Raw genomic sequence first — 18074 nt, 5'->3', positions numbered from 1 at the left:
GAACTTCGAGGGGCTCCTGGATACGCGCGAAAGAAACGCGACGGGGACCAGCGGGTACGGCGGAGGCGTTGCGCGAGGCTGCCAACAGATGTCCTTCCGAGGGCGCGGATGGAATCGAACTGCGCGCACGCCAAACGCCCGGACGGAATCCGGGACGTTGCGGGCGGCGCGAGGCAGCAGCATAACGCAATTTACAAACGAATGTCCACACTTACTATAAGTGTCAACCTCAGTGCCTGGCTTCACTATTTCACAGCGGGGCGGCCTCGGTCAACTCCGAAACCCGAAAGTGCGTGTCCGATCGTGGACACCGGTCCGGGGCCGCGCCATGGTGACGCGGCCCCGGCGGCCGATGCGGTCAGCGTTCGCTGGAGGCCGCGCGGTAGTGCAGGTCCTGCACGTTCGGCGTCGCCGTGACCGGGTACGGCGAGACCACCTTGGCCGCCGTCGCCGTCCCCCTGGTGACCGTCGCCGACGCGGTCCCCGTCCTCAGCGGGAACGTCCTGGCCGACACCCCGGCGGGCGCGTCGTAGCTCTGCGTCGTGCCGCCGATCGTCACCGACACCTTGGCCGCCGCCGTCAGCATGGTCAGCACCTCGACCGTGTCACGCGCCGCCGTGCTGCCGCCGCGCAGCTTCATGAGCTTGGTCTGCGCGAAGGTGGGCTGCGCCGCGACCGGCTGGACCCGGTGGGTGAGGTACGCCGCGTCGTTCGTGATCTTCGGGCAGCCGAGCTTGTGGCAGGTCAGGTAGTAGGCGTTGATGTCCAGGTACGTCCAACCGGCGTTCCTGGACGGCGCGAACTGCGTGTTCTCCGAGTAGTCGTTCCAGGTGGTGAGCTGGACCCAGTCGGCCTTGCCGTCGATCGCGCCCTTCCACGTCGCCCGCAGGTTCTCGGTGTTGCCCGCCTCGTCGAAGATGCCCTGGTTGGGGCGCTCGTCCTGGATCGACACCGGCTGCATCCAGATCTTGCCCATGTCGTGCGCGCGGTCGATGTTGCCGCCCAGGGCGGAGTTGGCCGCGGGGTTGCGGTTGCCCCAGTTCGAGAAGCCGTAGCTGATCGAGGCGAACGCGTCCCGGTACTTGTTGAAGTCGAGGAAGCACGGCACCAGGGCCACCTTGATCCCATGCTGCGTCTCCATCGTCTTCATCCAGTCGGCCCACCAGGCGGCACTGCGCCCCTCGGCCTTGAACGGCGCCACCACCAGGCGGTTGTCCGCCAGCCGGTAGACCGACTTCGAGGCGGCCAGCTTCGCCATCGCCGTGGCGAACGCGGCGCTGTCCACCGAGGCCAGGCCGTTCGTGTCCGGCATGAGCACGATCTTGAACCCGGGGTCCACGGCCTCGGCCGCCTTGATCAGGTTCTGCACCCGCGTCCAGTGCGCGCTGGTGATCGACAGGATGTCCACGGTGAACCCGTCCAGACCGGCCGCGACGGCCTGCCTGATTTCGGTCTTGAAGTCGGCCAGCGCGTAGTCGCCGGCGATCGGGTCGCGCCCGAGCGGCCGGTCACGCAGCAGGCCACCGTAGGCGGCGTGCTTGCCGCTCTCGCCGTCCGGCTTGAGGTAGTTCCTGGCGTAGTAGTCACTGGCCGGCGCCTGGTTGTCCAGCGAGACCGGATACGGGGTGAAGTAGTGCACGAACACCTTCTTGGCCGACCCCCGCAGGGCCGCCGTCCCCGGCAGGACGAACGGCAGCGGCCCGTCCGTCTGCTTGCCGCCGCCCTCGGTGTAGGTGACCGTGAGCTTCGGTCCGCGGTTCCCGGTCTCGCGCGAGGACATCAGCACGGTCGCGGTGGCGTCCGTGCCGGTCAGCGCGAAGGCGTACGTGCCGTCGCCCGTCACGGCGTCGGACACGTCCAGCTTGGCCGTCGTACCGGCGGTGAAACCGGTGTGCGAGGCCACGGCCGCCGCGGCGAACCCGGGCCGGGTGTTCCAGGTCGTGGCGGCCTCGGTCCACGAACCGGTCACGGGCCGGGCCGACACGGTGGTGTCGGTCGTCCTGGCGGAGACGACGTCCAGGGTGACCTTGACGTCCTCGGCGTCCTCGGGGATGCCGGTGACCTTGAAGCGGATCAGGCCGACCCGCTGGCCCGCGGCGGCGCTGCCGCACTCGGTGCCGCAGACGCTCAGCCAGGTGGCGGTGGCGAAGCTCTTCGCCGGCTCGGCCTGGCTGACGAACACGTCCTCCGCGGCGGCGAACGTCACGGTGACGGGCGCGACGGCGGACGCCTGCGCGGGCACGGCGACGGCCGTGCCCGCCAGCGCGGCGAGCATCGCCACCGCGGCCGGCAGGGCCCGATATCGGTTGAGCATGGAACTCCCTCGGCTCTCGGTACGCCTCCGCCGCAGCGGAGCCGCGTTGCATCGCCAACGATGGAGCAAGATCCAACAACCGATCCAGGTTTTCGAATAAATCCCCTTTTTTGGAACGATGCCAATTTTCGCGTCCCATATCCCGAGATATCGGGCGCCCTCGGCCCGCTCCGATCCCCACCCCGAGGACGGCGGCGGACCCCCGCCGCCCGGGCAGGACGGACCGGCCCCTTCCGGCCCCTTCCAGCTCCGCCCGGCCTGCGCGCATGACCGGGCCGATGTCATCATGGGCACACGGTGTGTGATCTCGGGTAGGAGGGACCGATGTCCGAGCCGGCCTCCGGCGCCGCCGCGACCTGGCCGATCAGCCGGGACCTCGCGGGGCTGCGCCGACTCGTCCACCGGCACGCGCTCGAGGCCGGGCTCGCTCCCGACCGGGGCGACGACCTCGCGCTGGCCGCCAACGAGGCGGTCACCAACGTGCTCAACCACGCCGGCGGGGCAGGCTGGGTGCGTATCTGGACCGACGACGACTTCCTCACCGTCGACGTCGGCGACCACGCGGGCCGCCTGCGCCCGGACGCCTGCCCCGACGTCCGCCCCCTGCCCGGGCCGGGCGGATACGGCCTGTGGGTGATGCGCCACCTCTGCGATGAATTCGCCATCAACCGGACCACCGGCTCCTCCCAGGTACGCCTGCGCGTGAAACGCCCCCGACCGGTCGGCGGGGTCAGGGGGCCAGGGCGCGGCGCAGGGTGAGGCCGAGTTCGGTGATCTGCCGTTGCGAGACCTCGGCCGACAGGATCGCCTGCGACCCGTGGAACGTGCCCGCCCACTGGTGCAGCTCGACCGGCACACCGGACTGGAGGAGGCGCAGCGCGTACAGGATGTCCTCGTCGCGGTTGGGGCACAGCTCGGCGGTGGCGACGTACGCCGGTGGCAGGCCCGACAGGTCGCCGGCCCGCGCCGGGGCCGCGTACGGGGTGGCGGGGGCGGCGCCCAGGTAGTGGCGCCAGGAGGCGGTGACCTTGTCGCGGTTCATCCAGGGGGTGTCGGTGAAGTTCCGCTGCGACCAGGTCTCCTGCCGGTCGTCGAGTCCCGGCTGATTGAGGAGCTGGAAGCGGATGGGCGGGCCCTGCTCGTCCCGCGCGCGCAGCGCCGTCGCGGCCGCGAGCCCGCCGCCCGCGCTGTGGCCGCCGACGGCGATCCGTTCGGGGTCCACGCCCAGCTCGCGGGCATGCTCGGCGGTCCAGGTCAGGACGGCGTAGGCGTCGTCCAGGGCGGCCGGGAACGGGTTCTCGGGGGCCAGCCGGTAGCCCACGGAGATCACCGTCGCGCCGGAGCCCTCGGCGAGCCGGGCGGCCCACGGATGCTCGGTGTCCAGGTCGCCCATGACGAACCCGCCGCCGTGCAGCCAGATGATGGCCCCCTGCGCCCGCTCGGGACGGTAGACCCGGATCGGCACGCCGGGGTCGCCGGGCACCGTGACGTCCTCGATCTCCAGATGGGCGACGTCCGGCCCCGGCACGGCGGCGGCCAGCGCGGCGAAGTTCCCGCGCTCGGCGACCGGGTCGGTCAGGTCGGCGCGGGGGAACAGCGGGATGAATGCTTCGAGTTCGGGATCCATGCCGTTCATCCTGTCGGTCGCCTCCACCGGGATCATCCGCCATCCGTCGGCCGTCGTGCGCGTTCGCGCGCCGATCGTCGCATCCGCGCCGCTTCTGTACGGTCGGTGACCGGTGGCGGAAGGGACAGCGCCGCCCGTGCTTGACGGTCAGGCGCTCTCCTCCATGCTGCGGCGGTGCCACTCCGCCAGTTCGACCAGCAGCCCGTCGGCCGCGCCGCCGAACATCGCCGCCAGCTCCTCGGCCCCGTCCACCACGACCACGTGGTCCAGCAGGTCGGCGCGGAGCCGGGCGGCCCTCGGATCCCCGGCGCCGTCGGGGTCGAAGGCGGTGGCCGCGAGGAACAGGCCGCCGACGCCGGCCAGGGCCGCGGTCTGCCGGGCCTGCGTGCCGAGCACCGTCGCGGCGTCGGCCGGTACGGCGGGCAACACGGGACGGCCGTCGCGCAGCAGCAGGGTCAGCGGCCGGGCGGGCACCTCCTCCCCCGCCTCGCCGTCCGGCACGTGCGTGCTCCCGTCGGTGTGGCGGGCGGCGTGCCTGGGCCGCCCCCATGGCAGGCCGCGGTCCTGGTCCTGCGCACTCGCGCGCGTGAACAGGCCGCCGTCGGCGTCGACGACGAGGTCTCCAGGCTGCCACTGCTCGCCATCAAGCGGAATGTGCGCATTCGTCATGGCTGAACGCTACGCCCTGGTTGCGACAAATCTCTGTGGCGTGCGGACGCGCGAGGTGGGCATCTGTCAGGACATGGTGGAGGAGCACGGTTGGGGCAGGCCACGGGTCGCGGTGTCGAGCTGTCTGCTCGGCGAGCCGGTACGGCACAACGGCGGGCACAGCCGCGCCCGGTTCCTCACCCAGGACCTGGCGCCGTTCGTGGACTGGCTGCCGATCTGCCCCGAGATGGAGATCGGCCTCGGCGCGCCCCGCGAGACGCTGCGCCTGGAACGTTCCCCGGCCGGTCCCCGCCTGATGACCCGCCAGAGCCGCCGCGACCTCACCGCCCTGATGGACGAGCTGGCCGCCGAACGTTCCCCGCGCCTCGCGGCCGACGGTTACGTGTTCAAGGCCAAGAGCCCGAGCTGCGGCATCCACGGCATCCCGCTCTACGCCGGGGACAACGCCGTGACCCGCAACAACCGGGGCCTGTTCGCCGACGCCGTGATCGAGGGCCACCCGCTGCTGCCCGTCGAGGACGAGGGGCGGCTCAACGACGCCGTGCTGCGGGAGGCGTTCGTCGAGCGCATCTTCGCCCACGCGCGGCTGCGCGAGCTGCTGGAGGGCGACTGGCGTCCGCGCGACCTCGTCGCCTTCCAGGCCCGGCACAAGATGCAGTTGCTCGCCCACTCCCCCGCCGGCTACCGGGAGACCGGCCGCCTGGTCGCCGCCGCGGGCATCCGGCCGCGCGAGGAGCTGGCGCAGGCGTACGGGACGGCGTTCCGGGCGGCGATGGCGGTCAAGGCGTCGATCGGCCGGCACGTCAACGTCCTGCAACACTGCCTGGGCATGATCGGCGACGAGCTCGACGCGGTGCGCCGGGCCGACCTCGTCGAGGTCATCGGCTCGTACGCGGCGCACCGGGTCGCGTTGTGCGTGCCGCTCACGCTGCTGCGCCACCACGCCCGGGGCGAGGCGGCCACGTACGTCGAGGATCAGACGTACTTCTCCCCCTATCCGGAGGAGCTGGGCCTGCGCAACCACGTCGTGTGAGGCCGCCGCGCCGCAGGCGGCGGCGCGGCGGGAGGAAGCACTTAGATCGGGGTGGGCTCGGTCGGCAGGGAACCGTCCGAGGCCGGGGAGTCGGCATCACGCGGTGGCACGTGGTGCACCCGCGCCGAGCCGATGTGGAAATACAGCCCCACCAGCGTCAGCTGCCCGGCTCTGACCTGTTCGTCCACCTTGCGGTAGGTGCGCAGGTTCTCCAGTTGTTGCTGGATGTTGAGCCGGCACAGCGCGTCGAGTGCCGCGTCCTCGGCGGTGGTGTCCTGGCCGCTCTCGCCGAGCCGGTCGAGGCTGGGGTGGCCGTGCCGGAGCCAGCGGGTGAGCTGCGGCAGGCCCTCGGTGGTGGCCGGGCCCTGGAGCAGCGCCGCCATCGCGCCGCAGCCGGAGTGTCCGCAGACGGTGATGGTGTGCACCTTCAGTACGCCGGTGGCGTACTCGATGGCGGCGGCCACCGAGTCGTCGCGCGGCTCGGCCCCTGAGCACGGCACCAGGTTGCCGATGTTCCGCACGGTGAACAGGTCGCCGGGGCCGCTGGAGGTGATCAGGCTGGGCACGACGCGGGAGTCGGCGCAGGTGAGGAACAGGTGGGAGGGCCGCTGCTGGGTGGCGAGCTGGGTGAAGACGGGCCGCAGCAGCGGGGCGGTGCGCTTGTGGAACTCGTCCGTGCCCTGGGCGAGCCGGCACTCGATCGCCGCCGCGGCCGACAGGGGACGGCGGCGGTGGGTCCACGGGAGCCACCAGCGGCCGGGCGCCTTGGGCGGGCTCTTGGCCGGGAACATGCGGCCGCCGCTGGCCGCCATCGAGTACCACTCGTCGTGCAGTTCGTCGACGGTGACCGTGCCGCCCAGGCGTTCGTGGTCGAGCCGCCAGGAGTGGAGCGCGTCGAAGGCGGCGTTGTCCATGAAGTCGATGTTCAGGTCGAGGTCGACGGCGGTGCCGGGCGGGATGGCCCGCAGCTCCTGGGTCAGCCGGGGCACGCCCAGGAAGGTGAGCGAGCCGGAGACCGTCGTGTGCATGACCCCGCCGGGTTCTTCCTGGCGCTTGTCCACGGTCACCCGGGTGAGCCGCCGCAGCGCGAGCAGGGCGGCCAGCGCCAGCCCGGCCAGGACGCCCTCGGCCAGCCCGACCAGGATCACGCCGGACATGGTGATGACGTAGACGGGCACCTCGTTGTGGCCGTGGACCTTCCTGAGATGGCCGAGGCTGATCGTCTTGATGCCGATGAAGACCAGCAGCGCGGCCAGCGCCTCCATCGGGATCAGCTTGATCGTCCAGCCCAGGCAGAGGGCGAACAGCAGGACCCAGACGCCGTGCAGGACCGCCGACCAGCGAGTACGGGCGCCGGCCTGGATGTTCGTGGTGCTGCGCACGATCACCCCGGCGACCGGGAGCCCGCCGAGCACGCCGCTCAGCATGTTGGCCACGCCCTGGCCGGTCAGCTCCCGGTCCAGGTCGGAACGGGCGCCGGTGTGCATGCCGTCGGTGGCCACGCAGCACAGCAGCGACTCCGCCCCGGCCACCAGGGCCACCAGCAGCACGCCCATGGCGATGTGCTGCCAGTCGCCGCTGGGCAGTTCGGGCGGCGCCCACGCGGTGATCGCCCCGGACAGGTCGATGCGGGTGACGTTCCACTCGAACGCCGCCGCGGTCACGGCGGCGGTGAGCAGCGCGGCCAGCGGCGCGGGGACCGCCCGGACGTGTTTCGGCATCCGGCCCCAGACCAGCAGGACCGTGACGGTGAGGATGCCGACCATGACCTTGTGGCCGTGCATGTCGAGGATCTGGCTGGGGAGCTGGGCCAGGTTGGCCCAGGGCGACTGCTGCGGGCTGCCGCCGAGGACGACGTGGAGCTGGGCGAGGGCGATGATGATGCCGACGCCGGCCAGCATGCCGTGGACGACCGCGGGCGAGACCGCGAGGGCGGCCCGGGCCGCCTTGAACGCGCCGAGCAGCAGTTGGAGGCCGCCGGCCATGATCGTGATCAGGCAGGTGGCACGCCAGCCGTAGGTCGTCACCAGACCGGCGATCACCACCGTGAGGCTCGCCGTCGGACCGCTGACCTGCACCACCGAGCCGCCCAGGCGACCGGCGACGATGCCGCCCACGGCGGCGGCGACCAGACCGGCCGCCAGCGGCGCCCCCGCGGCGAGCGCGACGCCCAGCGAGAGGGGCACCGCGACGAGGAACACCACCAGCGATGCCGGCACATCATGTCTGAGAGTACGCATGATGCTACTCTCCGTAGTTATATTCATGCGGCACACCTTAGTGCCAGATCAGCCCTACGTCCGACGCCGGTTGAACCCGCCGGACATGTCCGGCTGCCCGGCGGGCCGGGCCGCACGACCCCTCAACTGGCCGCGTCCTCGCAACGGACCGTGACGAGGGCGAAGAACAGGTGGGTGCGCGCGTCCTGCGAGACCACCGACTCGAACACCGAGCAGTCGGTGAAGCCGTGGCTCAGGGCGTTCCGGCGGGCGGCGGTCTCGGCGCCGGCGAGGGCGACGTTCTCGACGAGGTTCCGGGCGGACCCGTCGAACAGGGCGGCCTGCTGGAGGGTGGCGGCCGACGCGGGCGCCGCGACTGCCAGCGCGGCTCCGGAACCGGCCAGGGCCGCCGCGCTCAGCACCGCCAGCAGCCTTGTCCTCAGGTGTGTCATGGTTTCCCCCCACAGTCGGGATGGTTGGGCCTTCACCTGTTGGGGCGTTCCAAGCCGTTCCATCCGCGCGGCGGGTCAGGAGGACGCGCTGGGGATGCCGAGGGGGTCGCGGGGGGCGTCACCCTTGGCCTTGGCCATCTCCTCGCCCAGTTCCTGGAGCCGGTTGCAGCCCACGGACCGGCGCACCTGAGGTCAGGCCCTCACACCCCGGCCTTCGACGTACCCGGGCGTCACCAGCGATCCCAGTGCAGGACCTCCTCGCGGGGGACGCGGGGCGCGGGCCTGAAGTCGGTGCCGAGGGTGAAGGCCAGCGGGACGAACGCGGCCAGCATGACCTTGTCGTGGGGCACGCTGAGCACCCGGGCCAGCTCGCGTTCGTACGGGCCCTGCGCGGTGGTCCAGACCGTGCCGAGGCCGCGCGCCCGGGCGGCCAGCATGAAGCTCCACACTGCGGGCAGGATCGAGCCCCACGTACCGGCCTGCTCGGTCACCGTCGCACGGTCGGTCCGCCCCTCGACGGCGGGGATCACGAACGCGGGCACCCGGTGGATGTTGGCGGCCAGGTGGCGCAGCCCGTCGAAGACGCGCTCGGTGGAGCCGGGGTGGTGGTTCATGCGACGGATGTCGTGTTCGGTCAGCGGTTGCCCGCCCCCGGCGGCCAGGGAGCGCAGGAAGAGGTCGGCCACGGCCCGGCGCTGCGCGGCCTCGGTGACGACGAGGAAGTGCCAGCGCTGCCGGTTGCGCCCGGTCGGGGCCTGTACGGCCAGGTCGACGCACTGCTCGATCAGCTCGCGGGGCACCGGGCGGGTGAGGTCGAGGCGCTTGCGCACGGCGCGGGTGGTGCTCAGCAGCTCGTCGGGGGTCAGGTCAAGGGTCATGTGAGGTCTCCTTCCGGCCGAAACCGTATGCCCACAAATCATCTGTCGTCAAACAATCTGCCTGGAGACGGATGCGCTAGGCTGGGGGCCCACCGAGGAGGAGAGCGATGGCGACGACCACACCCGACCCGCGCGGGGCGTACTTCCCGCGCCTGGCCGCCGAGCGGCTGGACATCGCGTTGTGCCGCGCCTCTGCCGCGGTGTCCCGCGCCGCCGAGGCGCACGCCGGCCGGGAAGGGCTCGGCGTCGGGCAGCAGCTCGTGCTCCAGATGCTCGACGACACCGGCCCCTGCTCCCAGCAGACGCTCAGCGAGGAGCTGCGCATCGACCGCAGCGTGATGGTGGGCGTCTGCGACGACCTGGAGCGGGCCGGCCACATCCGCAGGGAACGCAACCCGCGCGACCGCCGCTCCTACGCCGTCACCATCACCGCCTCGGGCCGCCGGCGGCTCGCCGCCGCCCGCGAGTCGATCCCCGCCTTCCTCGACGACACCTTCCACGCCCTCACCGCCGGCGAGCGCGCCCAGCTCGGCGCCCTGCTCGCCAAGCTCCTGCACGACGGCGCACCCGGCCCGCCTGACCCGTCAAGCGCGTGACCAGGCTCGCTGGAGCGTGCGGTAGCCGGTGAGGGTGGCCAGGCTCGGGTGCACCGCCCATTCGCTGAGCCCGGGAGGCAGCTCGCGCGCCAGGCGGGCGTACGCGGCCGGTTTGTCCTCGGCGGGAAGTAGTCCAGACGGGTGGGCGCGAGCCCGGCGTCGAGGACCGCCCGGCGTGGCGTCCCGCAAGGTGGGTACGCCGTGCTTGCGGTCAACCCCCCGCAGGCGGCGCTCGTGGGAGCGGGCCCGCGCTGTGGCCCTCGTAACCGGCCTCACACCACACGAGGGAACGAAGATGAGGACATCATCCCGGAGCCCGCGGGCGCCGCTGCCCCTTCTGCTGGCCCTGTGCCTGCTGGCGCTGCTGCCGGCCTGCAACCCGGGGCAACGGGAGTCACCCCTCCCCCAGGCCAGCGGGGGCAACCGCGAAGGGCTGGTGGACGGTCAGGTGGGGGCGATGCGGCTGCTGCACGTCCACATCCTGGCCCCGCCCATGGACCAGCAGAAGTCCGGTGACGACCTGGGCCTCTACCTGACCTTGGTGAACGAGAGCGACCAGCCCCAGAAGCTGACCGGCGTCAGCACCGTGCACGCCAAGAAGGTCGTCTACCGCGCGGGCCCCGGCGCGCCGCAGCAGGAGGTCAGCGTGACGGTGCCGCCCCGCGCGACCCTCTCGCTCCAGGAGGGGCAGAGCAGGCCGCATCTGGAGATCCTCGACATCGACCAGCCGCTCGGAGCCACGCCGATCGACGTCACCTTCCGCCTGACGACCGGGACGACCACTCTGCGCATCCCCGTGCTGCCGCTGGAGCGGGGAGCCGGCTCGCCAGCCCCGGGCCACAGCTGACCCGAGCGCGAGCTTTCTGCCATTCTGTGGAGATATGTATCCGGGGTCTGCTCTTGGTGAGTTTCTGCGTTCCCGTCGTGCCCGGCTGCGGCCGGAGGAGCTGGGGCTGAGACCCGGCGTACGGCGCCGCCGGGTCGTGGGGCTGCGCCGGGAGGAGGTGGCCCCGCTGGCCGGGGTCAGCGTCGGCTACTACACCCGCCTGGAGCAGGGGCAGAGCCCGAACGTCTCCGACGACGTGCTGGACGCCGTCGCCCGGGTGCTGCGCCTGGACGAGGACGAGGTCCGGCACCTGCACCGGCTGGCCCGGGTCGCGCGGGCCAGGGAAAGCGTCCGGCCGGAGCGGCTGCGTCCCGGCATCAAGCTCCTGGTCGACTCCTTCGCCGGGGCGCCGGCGATCGCGGTGGGCCGCCGGGGCGACATCCTGGCCTGGAACCGCCTCGCACACGCCCTGCTGGCCCCCCATTGGGCCTTCGACGGCGCGCAGATGCCCAACTTCGTCCTCATGGACTTCCTGGAGCTGGACTTCGCCCGCCGCCTCTACGTGGACTGGCCGCAGAAGGCCCGGGACGACATCGCGTACCTGGAGGGGTCGATCGCCAGGTTCCCCGGTGACGAGGGGCTGACCGGCCTGGTGGAGGAGCTGCTGGTGCTCAGCCCGGAGTTCCGGGAGATGTGGACCGAGCATCCGGTGAGCAACTGCGCCTCCATCTCCCGCGACTACCGGCATCCGGAGGTGGGCGTGCTGACCCTCACCGCCGAACTGCTGCGTACGCCCGACGACGAGGGCCAGGGCGTGACGGTGTTCCAGGCCGAACCCGGATCGCCGTCGGCGCAGCGGCTGGCCCGCCTGGCCGAACTCGCCGCCACCGCCGCCGTATAGCGAGTCCGGGCCGCCGTGCGGCGGGTCAAGCGGCGAGGTGCTGTTCGGCGGTGCGCGCGGCGGGCGTCCGGCGCGGCAGCAGCGCGACGACGGCCGCGCCGAGCAGGGCGACCGCCCCGGCCACGGCGAAGGCGGTGTGCAGCCCGCCCAGCGTGGCCATGGCGGGCGTGGTCACCGGCGCGAGCGCCTCGGTACGGGCGGCCACGACGGCCGTCAGCCCCGCCACCCCCACGGCCCCGACGAACGTGGGCATCTGGGCGAGACTGCCCGCGACACCCTGGTCGGCCTCCTCCAGACCGGAGGTGATCGTCGTGATGGCGGCCACCACGGTCAGCACGTGCCCGAATCCCATGGCGGCCGAGGTCGCCAGCAACACCGGCAGCCCGTCCTGAGCGGGCAGCAGCACCATCGCCGCGGTGCCCGCCGCCTGGACGACCAGGCCGAGCACGATGGCCGTGCCGGTGCCCCTGGCGTTGATCAGCCGGGCCGCGACCGTACCGGCGAGCAGGGCCGCGACGCCCTCGCCCAGGAAGCCCAGGCCCGTACGCAGCGGCGACCAGCCGAGGACGTCCTGCATGTAGATGCTGAGCAGCAGGGTCGCCCCACCGCACATGCCGAACGTCACCAGCCCGATCGTCATGCCCCACTTGACGGTCGGACGGCGCAGCAGGCGCGGCGGGACCAGCGGGGCGGCGTGCCGGGCCTCGACGGCCAGGAAGGCGCCGAGCAGGATCGCCGCGGCCGACAGGATCACCAGGGTCCGCGGGCTGCCCCAGCCGGCCTCGCCGCCGGTGGAGATGCCGTAGACCAGGGCGAACAGGCCGGCGCTGGCCAGCAGGGCGCCCGGCACGTCCAGCCGGGTCCGCCGCCGGACGGCGCTCTCGCGCACCACGGCGAGCGCGCCCGTCACCACCAGGATGCCGATGCCGAACAGGATGAGCATCGTCCAGCGCCAGTTCAGGCCGCTGGTGATGAGGCCGCCGCCGATCGTGCCGACGACGAACCCCAGCGACAGCAGTGCGCCGTTGACGCCCAGCGCCCGGGTGCGCCGCGGCCCTTCGGGGAAGGCGGCGGTCATCAGCGCCAGCGCGGTCGGGCCGATCATCGCCGCCGCCACGCCCTGCCCGGCCCGCGCCGCGACCAGCAGCCCGGGGGTCGGCGCGAGGCCCGCCAGCAGCGAGAACGCGGTGAACATCAGCACTCCGGCGATGAACAACCGGCGGCGGCCGAGCAGGTCGGAGGCCCGTCCGGCCAACGGCATCAACGCGGCCGTCGGGAGCAGGCAGGCGGTGGCCACCCACTGCAGGCCCGAGGTGGTGGCGAAGCCCAGGTCCCGGCCGATCTCCGGGAGCGCCACCGTGATGATGGAGTAGTCCAGGCCGGTCATGAACGTCGCGCCGCACAAGGTGATCAGGATGAGCCTTCCGCGCGACCCCAGCCGCGCGGCGTTCCGCAAGGTTTCTGTCATGCGGACCAGCCTGCGGCGGCGCGCGGACCCGAGCCAGCGCCCTGTTGAAGGTACCTCTGCCAGATGCAGGTTACGGCCCGCGCAATCGGCCGGGACATCGGCCGGTCGCCGAACGATCAGCGGTCGATTCCGGTCCGCCGGCCCTTCTTCCGGCCGATCGTTCGGATCGGGCGCGGTCCCGCCGGGCAACTGGCTACCTTCGGCGACGAGATCCGATCGACCTGTGATGGAGTGCGTCCGGCATGTCCCTGCCCACGAAACTGGTTGTCGTCGTCCGTGCCGACCTGCCGCCCGCGTGGGCGGTGAACGCCGCGGCCGTGCTCGGGCTGAGCATGGGCGGGCGGCTGCCCGGCCCGCCGCCGCCCGAGGACGCGGACGCCTCCGGCGGGCTGCACGCCGGGCTCAACCCGCACCCGGTGCCCGTCCTGAGCGCGACCGCCGAGCGGCTCTCCGAGCTGTACGACACCGCCCGCGCCGCGCCGGGCCTGGTCACCGTGGGCTTCACCGAGGTGGCCCGGCAGGCGAGGACGTACGACGACTACGTCGCCACGCTGGCCGCCACCCCCGGCGGGGAGCTGCGTCACGTGGGCGTCGCGGTGTTCGGCCCGCGCAACCGCGTCACCGCGCTCACCAAACGGCTCCCCCTCCACGCGTCGGCCACGTCCGCGGCCCCGCCGGCGGAGGCCGGGCAGCGCAGGGGCGGGCTCTTCCCCGCCGCCGGCGATCGCCGGTTCGACGGCCCGGCCACCGGCGACGAGCGGATCCTGCTCCAGGACATGCTGGCGGCCCAGCGCGCCACGCTGCGGATGAAGTGCTCGGGCGTGGAGGCGGAACTGGCCCGGCGCTCGGTCGAGCCCTCGGCCCTGTCGCTGCTGGGGCTGGTCCGGCATCTGGCCGACATGGAACGCCGCTGGTTCCGGCGGGTGCTGGCCGGTCAGGACGGGTCGCCGCGCTTCTCCTGCGCCGCCGACCCGGACGGCGACTTCGACGGCGCGACGGCCGACCCCGCGCTGGTGCCGGCCGCCTGGCGGGCCTGGCACGAGGAGGTGGCGTTCGCCGACGGATTCGTCGCCCGCGCGCCCGATCTCGACGTCGAGGGCCACGACGCCTGGCGCGGCACGGTCTCGCTGCGCTGGGTGCTCGTCCACCTGATCGAGGAGTACGCCCGGCACAACGGTCACGCCGACCTGCTCCGCGAGCGGATCGACGGCGCCGTCGGCCTGTGAGCTCCGGGGCCGCCTCCGGGACGTCCGGGCCGTAGCGGTCAGGATTCGAGAAGCGCCGCGGCCGGAGCGGAATTACCGTGACCGGCATGGACATCAGCATCCACTCCAGCTACCTCCCCCACGACGACCCGGACGCCTCCCTGGCCTTCTACCGCGACGCGCTCGGCTTCGAGGTGCGCGGCGACGTCGGCTACGACGGCATGCGCTGGATCACCGTCGGCCCCGCCGGGCAGCCCGGCACGTCGATCGTGTTGCAACCGCCGGTCCCCGACGGGTGCGGCATCACCGACGACGAGCGCCGTACCATCGCCGAGATGATGGCCAAGGGCACCTACGCCGGCATCAACCTGGCCGCCGACGACCTCGACGCCGTCTTCGACCGGCTGGTGGACAACGGGGCGGAGATCGTCCAGGAGCCGGCGGCGCAGCCGTACGGGGTGCGCGACTGCGCCGTACGGGACCCGGCGGGCAACCTGATCCGCATCAGCCAGGCCCCCTGAGCGCCGCGGGCGGCCTGGTCAGGGGTGGGGCTGGAGGAACCGGCGGGCGCCGCGCAGCGTGGTCCGCAGCAGCCGCCGGGTCGCGTCGCACTCCAGGCGCACGTCGAGCGGGCCGGGCACGCCGGACTCGGCCCGCCGGCCCGCCGGCAGCCGGTCGGGGTCGAGCCCGTCGCGCCGGGCGATGAGCAGGCCCAGCTCGTACCGGCTCAGCGCGTCGGCCCCGGCGACGTGGTGGACGCCGTGACGGCCGGACGCGGCCAGTTCGAGCAGCGCCGCCGCGAGGTCGGCCACGTGCACCGGGCAGCGTACGTCGTCGGTGAACAACACGCCCTTCGCGCGGCCGGCGGCCAGGTCGTGCACCAGCCTCTCCTGCGCCGAACCGCCGTCGCCGACGATCAGGGACGTCCTGGCGATCACCGCGGACGGCGCGACCGCCGCCACGACCGTCTCGGCCGCCGCCTTTGCCGCGCCGTACGGGGTGATCGGGTCCGGGTCGCACGTCTCGTCGTAGCGGATCGCGGCCCCGGAGAAGACCGCGTCGCTGGAGACGTGGACCAGACGGCTGCCCGCCGCGGCGGCGGCCAGGGCCACGTTCGCGGCCCCGGTGGCCGTGGTCGCCCAGTCGTGCTGCCGGTAGGCGGCGTTGACCACCGCCTCCGGCCGGTACGCGGCGACCAGCGCATCGACGTCCGGGCGGCGGCGCACGTCGAGCGGCGACCAGGCGACGCCCTCGTCCCGCCCCGGGCGGGTGTGGCAGGTCGCGGCCACCTCGTGACCGGCCGCCGCGGCCTGCCGGACCAGCTCGGCGCCGAGGAAACCGCTGCCGCCGACGACGAGCAGCCTCATGGGGCCGTCACCGCTGGTCGGAGCCGACGTAGGCGGCCAGGTGCTCGCCGGTCAGGGTGGAACGGGCGGCGACGAGGTCGGCGGGGGTGCCCTCGAAGACGACCAGGCCGCCGTCGTGGCCCGCGCCGGGTCCGAGGTCGATGATCCAGTCGGCGTGCGCCATGACCGCCTGGTGGTGCTCGATGACGATCACCGACTTGCCGCCGTCGACGAGCCGGTCGAGCAGGCCGAGGAGCTGCTCGACGTCGGCGAGGTGCAGGCCGGTGGTGGGCTCGTCGAGCACGTAGACGTTGCCGCTCTTCTCGGCCATCTGGGTGGCCAGCTTGAGCCGCTGGCGTTCGCCGCCGGACAGCGTGGTGAGCGGCTGGCCGAGGCTGAGGTAGCCGAGCCCGACGTCGGCGAGCCGGCCCAGGATGGCGTGAGCGGCCGGGGTGCGCGCCTCGCCCGTGCCGAAGAACTCCTCGGCCTCGTTCACCGACATCGCCAGCACCTCGCTGATGTCCCGGCCGCCGAGGTGGTACTCCAGCACCGAGGCCTGGAAACGCTTGCCCTCGCACTCCTCGCAGACGGTGGCGACGCCGGCCATCATGGCCAGGTCGGTGTAGATGACGCCGGCGCCGTTGCAGTTGGGGCAGGCGCCCTCGGAGTTGGCGCTGAACAGCGCCGGCTTGACGCCGTTGGCCTTGGCGAACGCCTTGCGGATCGGGTCGAGCAGGCCGGTGTAGGTCGCCGGGTTGCTGCGCCGGGAGCCGCGGATCGGGCTCTGGTCGATCGACACCACGCCCGCGCCCGCCGGGACGGACCCGTGCACGAGCGAGCTCTTGCCGGACCCGGCCACGCCGGTGACGACGACCAGCACCCCGAGCGGGATGTCGACGTCGACGTCGCGCAGGTTGTGCTTGTCCGCGCCGCGGACCTCCAGCGCGCCGGTGGGCTTGCGCACCTCGTCCTTCAGGGCGGCCCGGTCGTCGAGGTGGCGGCCGGTGACGGTGCCGCTGGCCCGCAGGCCCTCGACGGTGCCCTCGAAGCAGACGGTGCCGCCGTTCGTGCCGGCGCCGGGGCCGAGGTCGACGACGTGGTCGGCGATCGCGATGGCCTCCGGCTTGTGCTCGACGACGAGCACGGTGTTGCCCTTGTCGCGCAGCCGCGTCAGCAGGCCGTTCATGCGCTGGATGTCGTGGGGGTGCAGGCCGATGGTGGGCTCGTCGAAGACGTACGTGGTGTCGGTGAGGGAGGAGCCGAGATGGCGGATCATCTTGACGCGCTGTGCCTCGCCGCCGGACAGCGTGCCGGCCGGGCGGTCGAGCGACAGGTAGCCGAGCCCGATCTCGACGAAGGAGTCGAGGGTGCGGCCCAGCGTGGTGAGCAGCGGCGCCACCGACGGCTCGTCGAGGCCGCGGACCCACGCGGCCAGGTCGCTGATCTGCATCCGGCAGGCGTCGGCGATGCTGATGCCGGCGATCTTGGAGGACCTGGCCGCCTCGGCGAGCCGGGTGCCGTCGCACTCGGGGCAGGTCGTGAACGTGACCGCCCGCTCGACGAACGCCCTGATGTGCGGCTGCATCCCCTCCTTGTCCTTCGACAGGAACGACTTCTGGATCTTCGGGATCAGGCCCTCGTAGGTGAGGTTGACGCCTTCGACCTTCACCTTGGTCGGCTCCCGGTACAGGAAGTCCTGCATCTCCTTCTTCGTGAAGTCGCGGATGGGCTTGTCCGGGTCGAGCAGCCCGGACTCGGCGTAGACGCGTACGGTCCAGAAGCTGTCGGACTTCCAGCCGGGGATGGTGAAGGCGCCTTCGGCCAGCGACTTGGAGTCGTCGTAGAGCTGGGTGAGGTCGATGTCGGAGACCGTGCCCCGGCCCTCGCAGCGGGGGCACATGCCGCCGAGGCGGGTAAAGTTCTGCCTGACGGTCTTGCTGGAGCCGCGTTCGACGGTGATCGCGCCGGTCGCCCGGACCGAGGGCACGTTGAAGGAGAAGGCGTTGGGCGAGCCGATGTGCGGCTGTCCGAGCCGGCTGAACAGGATGCGCAACATCGCGTTGGCGTCGGTGGCGGTGCCGACGGTGGAGCGGGGGTCGGCGCCCATCCGCTGCTGGTCGACGATGATCGCGGTGGTCAGCCCTTCGAGCACGTCGACCTCGGGCCGCGCCAGCGCCGGCATGAACCCCTGGACGAACGTGCTGTACGTCTCGTTGATCAGCCGCTGCGACTCGGCCGCGATCGTGGCGAACACCAGGGAGCTCTTGCCCGAGCCGGACACGCCGGTGAACACCGTCAGCCGGCGCTTGGGGAGCTCGACGCTGATGTCCTTGAGGTTGTTCTCGCGCGCGCCGTGGACCCGGATCAGATCGTGGCTGTCTGCGATCTGCCGCTCGGGCGGCGTGTGCGTGCTCATCGTTTCTCCGTCTCCCGCGTGGCCCCGCCGGTGTCGCCCGGCCGGGTCTGACCAGCTACGAGGGTACTGGGGCTCCGGGAGCGCACGCTTCTCCATTCCTGACCGGTACGCCCGCCGGACGCCG

At 72.6% G+C, this 18074-nt stretch carries 17 protein-coding genes; 7 read left to right on the top strand and 10 right to left on the bottom strand.

Annotated features, from left to right (window positions below):
• Nucleotides 1-358: 358 nt before the first annotated feature.
• The gene (locus IEZ27_RS50260) at nucleotides 359-2314 is read right to left on the bottom strand and encodes an endo-1,3-alpha-glucanase family glycosylhydrolase (protein WP_189653760.1); all 1956 of its coding nucleotides are present in this window, start codon (nucleotides 2312-2314) and stop codon (nucleotides 359-361) included.
• A gap of 324 nt (nucleotides 2315-2638) precedes the next feature.
• Between IEZ27_RS50260 and IEZ27_RS50255 the strand changes: the two genes are divergently transcribed.
• A complete protein-coding gene (locus IEZ27_RS50255; RefSeq protein ID WP_189653759.1) occupies nucleotides 2639-3073 on the top strand; it encodes an ATP-binding protein in 435 nt (144 codons plus the stop codon).
• On the opposite strand, the gene IEZ27_RS50250 is transcribed toward IEZ27_RS50255, so the two are convergent.
• On the bottom strand, nucleotides 3045-3941 hold the full coding sequence (locus IEZ27_RS50250; RefSeq protein ID WP_189653758.1) for an alpha/beta hydrolase: 897 nt from the start codon (nucleotides 3939-3941) through the stop codon (nucleotides 3045-3047). The two genes, IEZ27_RS50255 and IEZ27_RS50250, sit on opposite strands and share 29 nt — an antisense overlap.
• A gap of 147 nt (nucleotides 3942-4088) precedes the next feature.
• A complete protein-coding gene (locus IEZ27_RS50245; RefSeq protein ID WP_189653757.1) occupies nucleotides 4089-4610 on the bottom strand; it encodes a hypothetical protein in 522 nt (173 codons plus the stop codon).
• A 73-nt stretch (nucleotides 4611-4683) separates the two neighbouring features.
• Between IEZ27_RS50245 and IEZ27_RS50240 the strand changes: the two genes are divergently transcribed.
• The gene (locus IEZ27_RS50240; protein ID WP_189653769.1) at nucleotides 4684-5643 is read left to right on the top strand and encodes a YbgA family protein; all 960 of its coding nucleotides are present in this window, start codon (nucleotides 4684-4686) and stop codon (nucleotides 5641-5643) included.
• Nucleotides 5644-5684: 41 nt separating this feature from the next.
• Here the strand turns inward: IEZ27_RS50240 and IEZ27_RS50235 are convergent, their stop codons facing one another.
• The 3 genes from IEZ27_RS50235 to IEZ27_RS50225 form a co-directional block, all read right to left on the bottom strand.
• Nucleotides 5685-7883 (bottom strand): SulP family inorganic anion transporter, encoded by a 2199-nt coding sequence (locus tag IEZ27_RS50235; protein WP_229825066.1) that lies wholly within the window; start codon nucleotides 7881-7883, stop codon nucleotides 5685-5687.
• Nucleotides 7884-8005: 122 nt separating this feature from the next.
• On the bottom strand, nucleotides 8006-8314 hold the full coding sequence (locus IEZ27_RS50230; protein WP_189653755.1) for a hypothetical protein: 309 nt from the start codon (nucleotides 8312-8314) through the stop codon (nucleotides 8006-8008).
• 230 nt (nucleotides 8315-8544) lie between these two features.
• Nucleotides 8545-9192 (bottom strand): nitroreductase family protein, encoded by a 648-nt coding sequence (locus tag IEZ27_RS50225; protein WP_189653754.1) that lies wholly within the window; start codon nucleotides 9190-9192, stop codon nucleotides 8545-8547.
• A gap of 107 nt (nucleotides 9193-9299) precedes the next feature.
• Between IEZ27_RS50225 and IEZ27_RS50220 the strand changes: the two genes are divergently transcribed.
• The gene (locus IEZ27_RS50220) at nucleotides 9300-9788 is read left to right on the top strand and encodes a MarR family winged helix-turn-helix transcriptional regulator (protein WP_189653753.1); all 489 of its coding nucleotides are present in this window, start codon (nucleotides 9300-9302) and stop codon (nucleotides 9786-9788) included.
• On the opposite strand, the gene IEZ27_RS50215 is transcribed toward IEZ27_RS50220, so the two are convergent.
• Nucleotides 9777-10064 carry a hypothetical protein gene (locus tag IEZ27_RS50215; RefSeq protein ID WP_189653752.1) on the bottom strand — a complete coding sequence of 96 codons (288 nt, stop codon included), beginning with the start codon at nucleotides 10062-10064 and terminating at the stop codon, nucleotides 9777-9779. The two genes, IEZ27_RS50220 and IEZ27_RS50215, sit on opposite strands and share 12 nt — an antisense overlap.
• A 19-nt stretch (nucleotides 10065-10083) precedes the next feature.
• Here IEZ27_RS50215 and IEZ27_RS50210 point away from each other — a divergent pair, with 19 nt between their 5' ends.
• Nucleotides 10084-10635, top strand: a complete 552-nt coding sequence (locus tag IEZ27_RS50210) for a copper chaperone PCu(A)C (RefSeq protein ID WP_189653751.1) — start codon at nucleotides 10084-10086, stop codon at nucleotides 10633-10635.
• A 34-nt stretch (nucleotides 10636-10669) separates the two neighbouring features.
• Entirely contained in the window at nucleotides 10670-11515 is an 846-nt protein-coding gene (locus IEZ27_RS50205; RefSeq protein WP_189653750.1) for a helix-turn-helix transcriptional regulator, read from the top strand.
• Between the two features lie 25 nt (nucleotides 11516-11540).
• On the opposite strand, the gene IEZ27_RS50200 is transcribed toward IEZ27_RS50205, so the two are convergent.
• Entirely contained in the window at nucleotides 11541-12983 is a 1443-nt protein-coding gene (locus tag IEZ27_RS50200; protein ID WP_189653749.1) for an MFS transporter, read from the bottom strand.
• A gap of 242 nt (nucleotides 12984-13225) precedes the next feature.
• Here IEZ27_RS50200 and IEZ27_RS55400 point away from each other — a divergent pair, with 242 nt between their 5' ends.
• Both IEZ27_RS55400 and IEZ27_RS50185 read left to right on the top strand, forming a co-directional pair.
• The gene (locus IEZ27_RS55400; RefSeq protein ID WP_308427371.1) at nucleotides 13226-14209 is read left to right on the top strand and encodes a mycothiol transferase; all 984 of its coding nucleotides are present in this window, start codon (nucleotides 13226-13228) and stop codon (nucleotides 14207-14209) included.
• Between the two features lie 86 nt (nucleotides 14210-14295).
• A complete protein-coding gene (locus IEZ27_RS50185; protein ID WP_189653748.1) occupies nucleotides 14296-14709 on the top strand; it encodes a VOC family protein in 414 nt (137 codons plus the stop codon).
• A gap of 18 nt (nucleotides 14710-14727) precedes the next feature.
• Here IEZ27_RS50185 and IEZ27_RS50180 read toward each other — a convergent pair whose 3' ends face one another.
• On the bottom strand, nucleotides 14728-15555 hold the full coding sequence (locus tag IEZ27_RS50180; RefSeq protein ID WP_189653747.1) for a sugar nucleotide-binding protein: 828 nt from the start codon (nucleotides 15553-15555) through the stop codon (nucleotides 14728-14730).
• Nucleotides 15556-15562: 7 nt separating this feature from the next.
• Nucleotides 15563-17950: an ATP-binding cassette domain-containing protein gene (locus IEZ27_RS50175; RefSeq protein ID WP_189653746.1), complete on the bottom strand. Its 2388-nt coding sequence runs from the start codon at nucleotides 17948-17950 to the stop codon at nucleotides 15563-15565.
• Nucleotides 17951-18074: the final 124 nt, after the last annotated feature.

Origin of the sequence: Nonomuraea spiralis, from assembly GCF_014648435.1 — a bacterium.
GTDB classification, from domain to species: Bacteria; Actinomycetota; Actinomycetes; order Streptosporangiales; family Streptosporangiaceae; genus Nonomuraea; species Nonomuraea spiralis.
Note: the sequence above shows the minus strand (reverse complement) of the source record. Positions and strands in the feature narration are given on the sequence as shown.

Coding starts and splice junctions, on each gene's coding strand:
- IEZ27_RS50260 (WP_189653760.1), bottom strand. CDS start 2,314: ATGCTCAACCGATATCGGGCCCTGCCGGCCGCGGTGGCGATGCTCGCC.
- IEZ27_RS50255 (WP_189653759.1), top strand. CDS start 2,639: ATGTCCGAGCCGGCCTCCGGCGCCGCCGCGACCTGGCCGATCAGCCGG.
- IEZ27_RS50250 (WP_189653758.1), bottom strand. CDS start 3,941: ATGGATCCCGAACTCGAAGCATTCATCCCGCTGTTCCCCCGCGCCGAC.
- IEZ27_RS50245 (WP_189653757.1), bottom strand. CDS start 4,610: ATGACGAATGCGCACATTCCGCTTGATGGCGAGCAGTGGCAGCCTGGA.
- IEZ27_RS50240 (WP_189653769.1), top strand. CDS start 4,684: ATGGTGGAGGAGCACGGTTGGGGCAGGCCACGGGTCGCGGTGTCGAGC.
- IEZ27_RS50235 (WP_229825066.1), bottom strand. CDS start 7,883: ATGCGTACTCTCAGACATGATGTGCCGGCATCGCTGGTGGTGTTCCTC.
- IEZ27_RS50230 (WP_189653755.1), bottom strand. CDS start 8,314: ATGACACACCTGAGGACAAGGCTGCTGGCGGTGCTGAGCGCGGCGGCC.
- IEZ27_RS50225 (WP_189653754.1), bottom strand. CDS start 9,192: ATGACCCTTGACCTGACCCCCGACGAGCTGCTGAGCACCACCCGCGCC.
- IEZ27_RS50220 (WP_189653753.1), top strand. CDS start 9,300: ATGGCGACGACCACACCCGACCCGCGCGGGGCGTACTTCCCGCGCCTG.
- IEZ27_RS50210 (WP_189653751.1), top strand. CDS start 10,084: ATGAGGACATCATCCCGGAGCCCGCGGGCGCCGCTGCCCCTTCTGCTG.
- IEZ27_RS50205 (WP_189653750.1), top strand. CDS start 10,670: ATGTATCCGGGGTCTGCTCTTGGTGAGTTTCTGCGTTCCCGTCGTGCC.
- IEZ27_RS50200 (WP_189653749.1), bottom strand. CDS start 12,983: ATGACAGAAACCTTGCGGAACGCCGCGCGGCTGGGGTCGCGCGGAAGG.
- IEZ27_RS55400 (WP_308427371.1), top strand. CDS start 13,226: ATGTCCCTGCCCACGAAACTGGTTGTCGTCGTCCGTGCCGACCTGCCG.
- IEZ27_RS50185 (WP_189653748.1), top strand. CDS start 14,296: ATGGACATCAGCATCCACTCCAGCTACCTCCCCCACGACGACCCGGAC.
- IEZ27_RS50180 (WP_189653747.1), bottom strand. CDS start 15,555: ATGAGGCTGCTCGTCGTCGGCGGCAGCGGTTTCCTCGGCGCCGAGCTG.
- IEZ27_RS50175 (WP_189653746.1), bottom strand. CDS start 17,950: ATGAGCACGCACACGCCGCCCGAGCGGCAGATCGCAGACAGCCACGAT.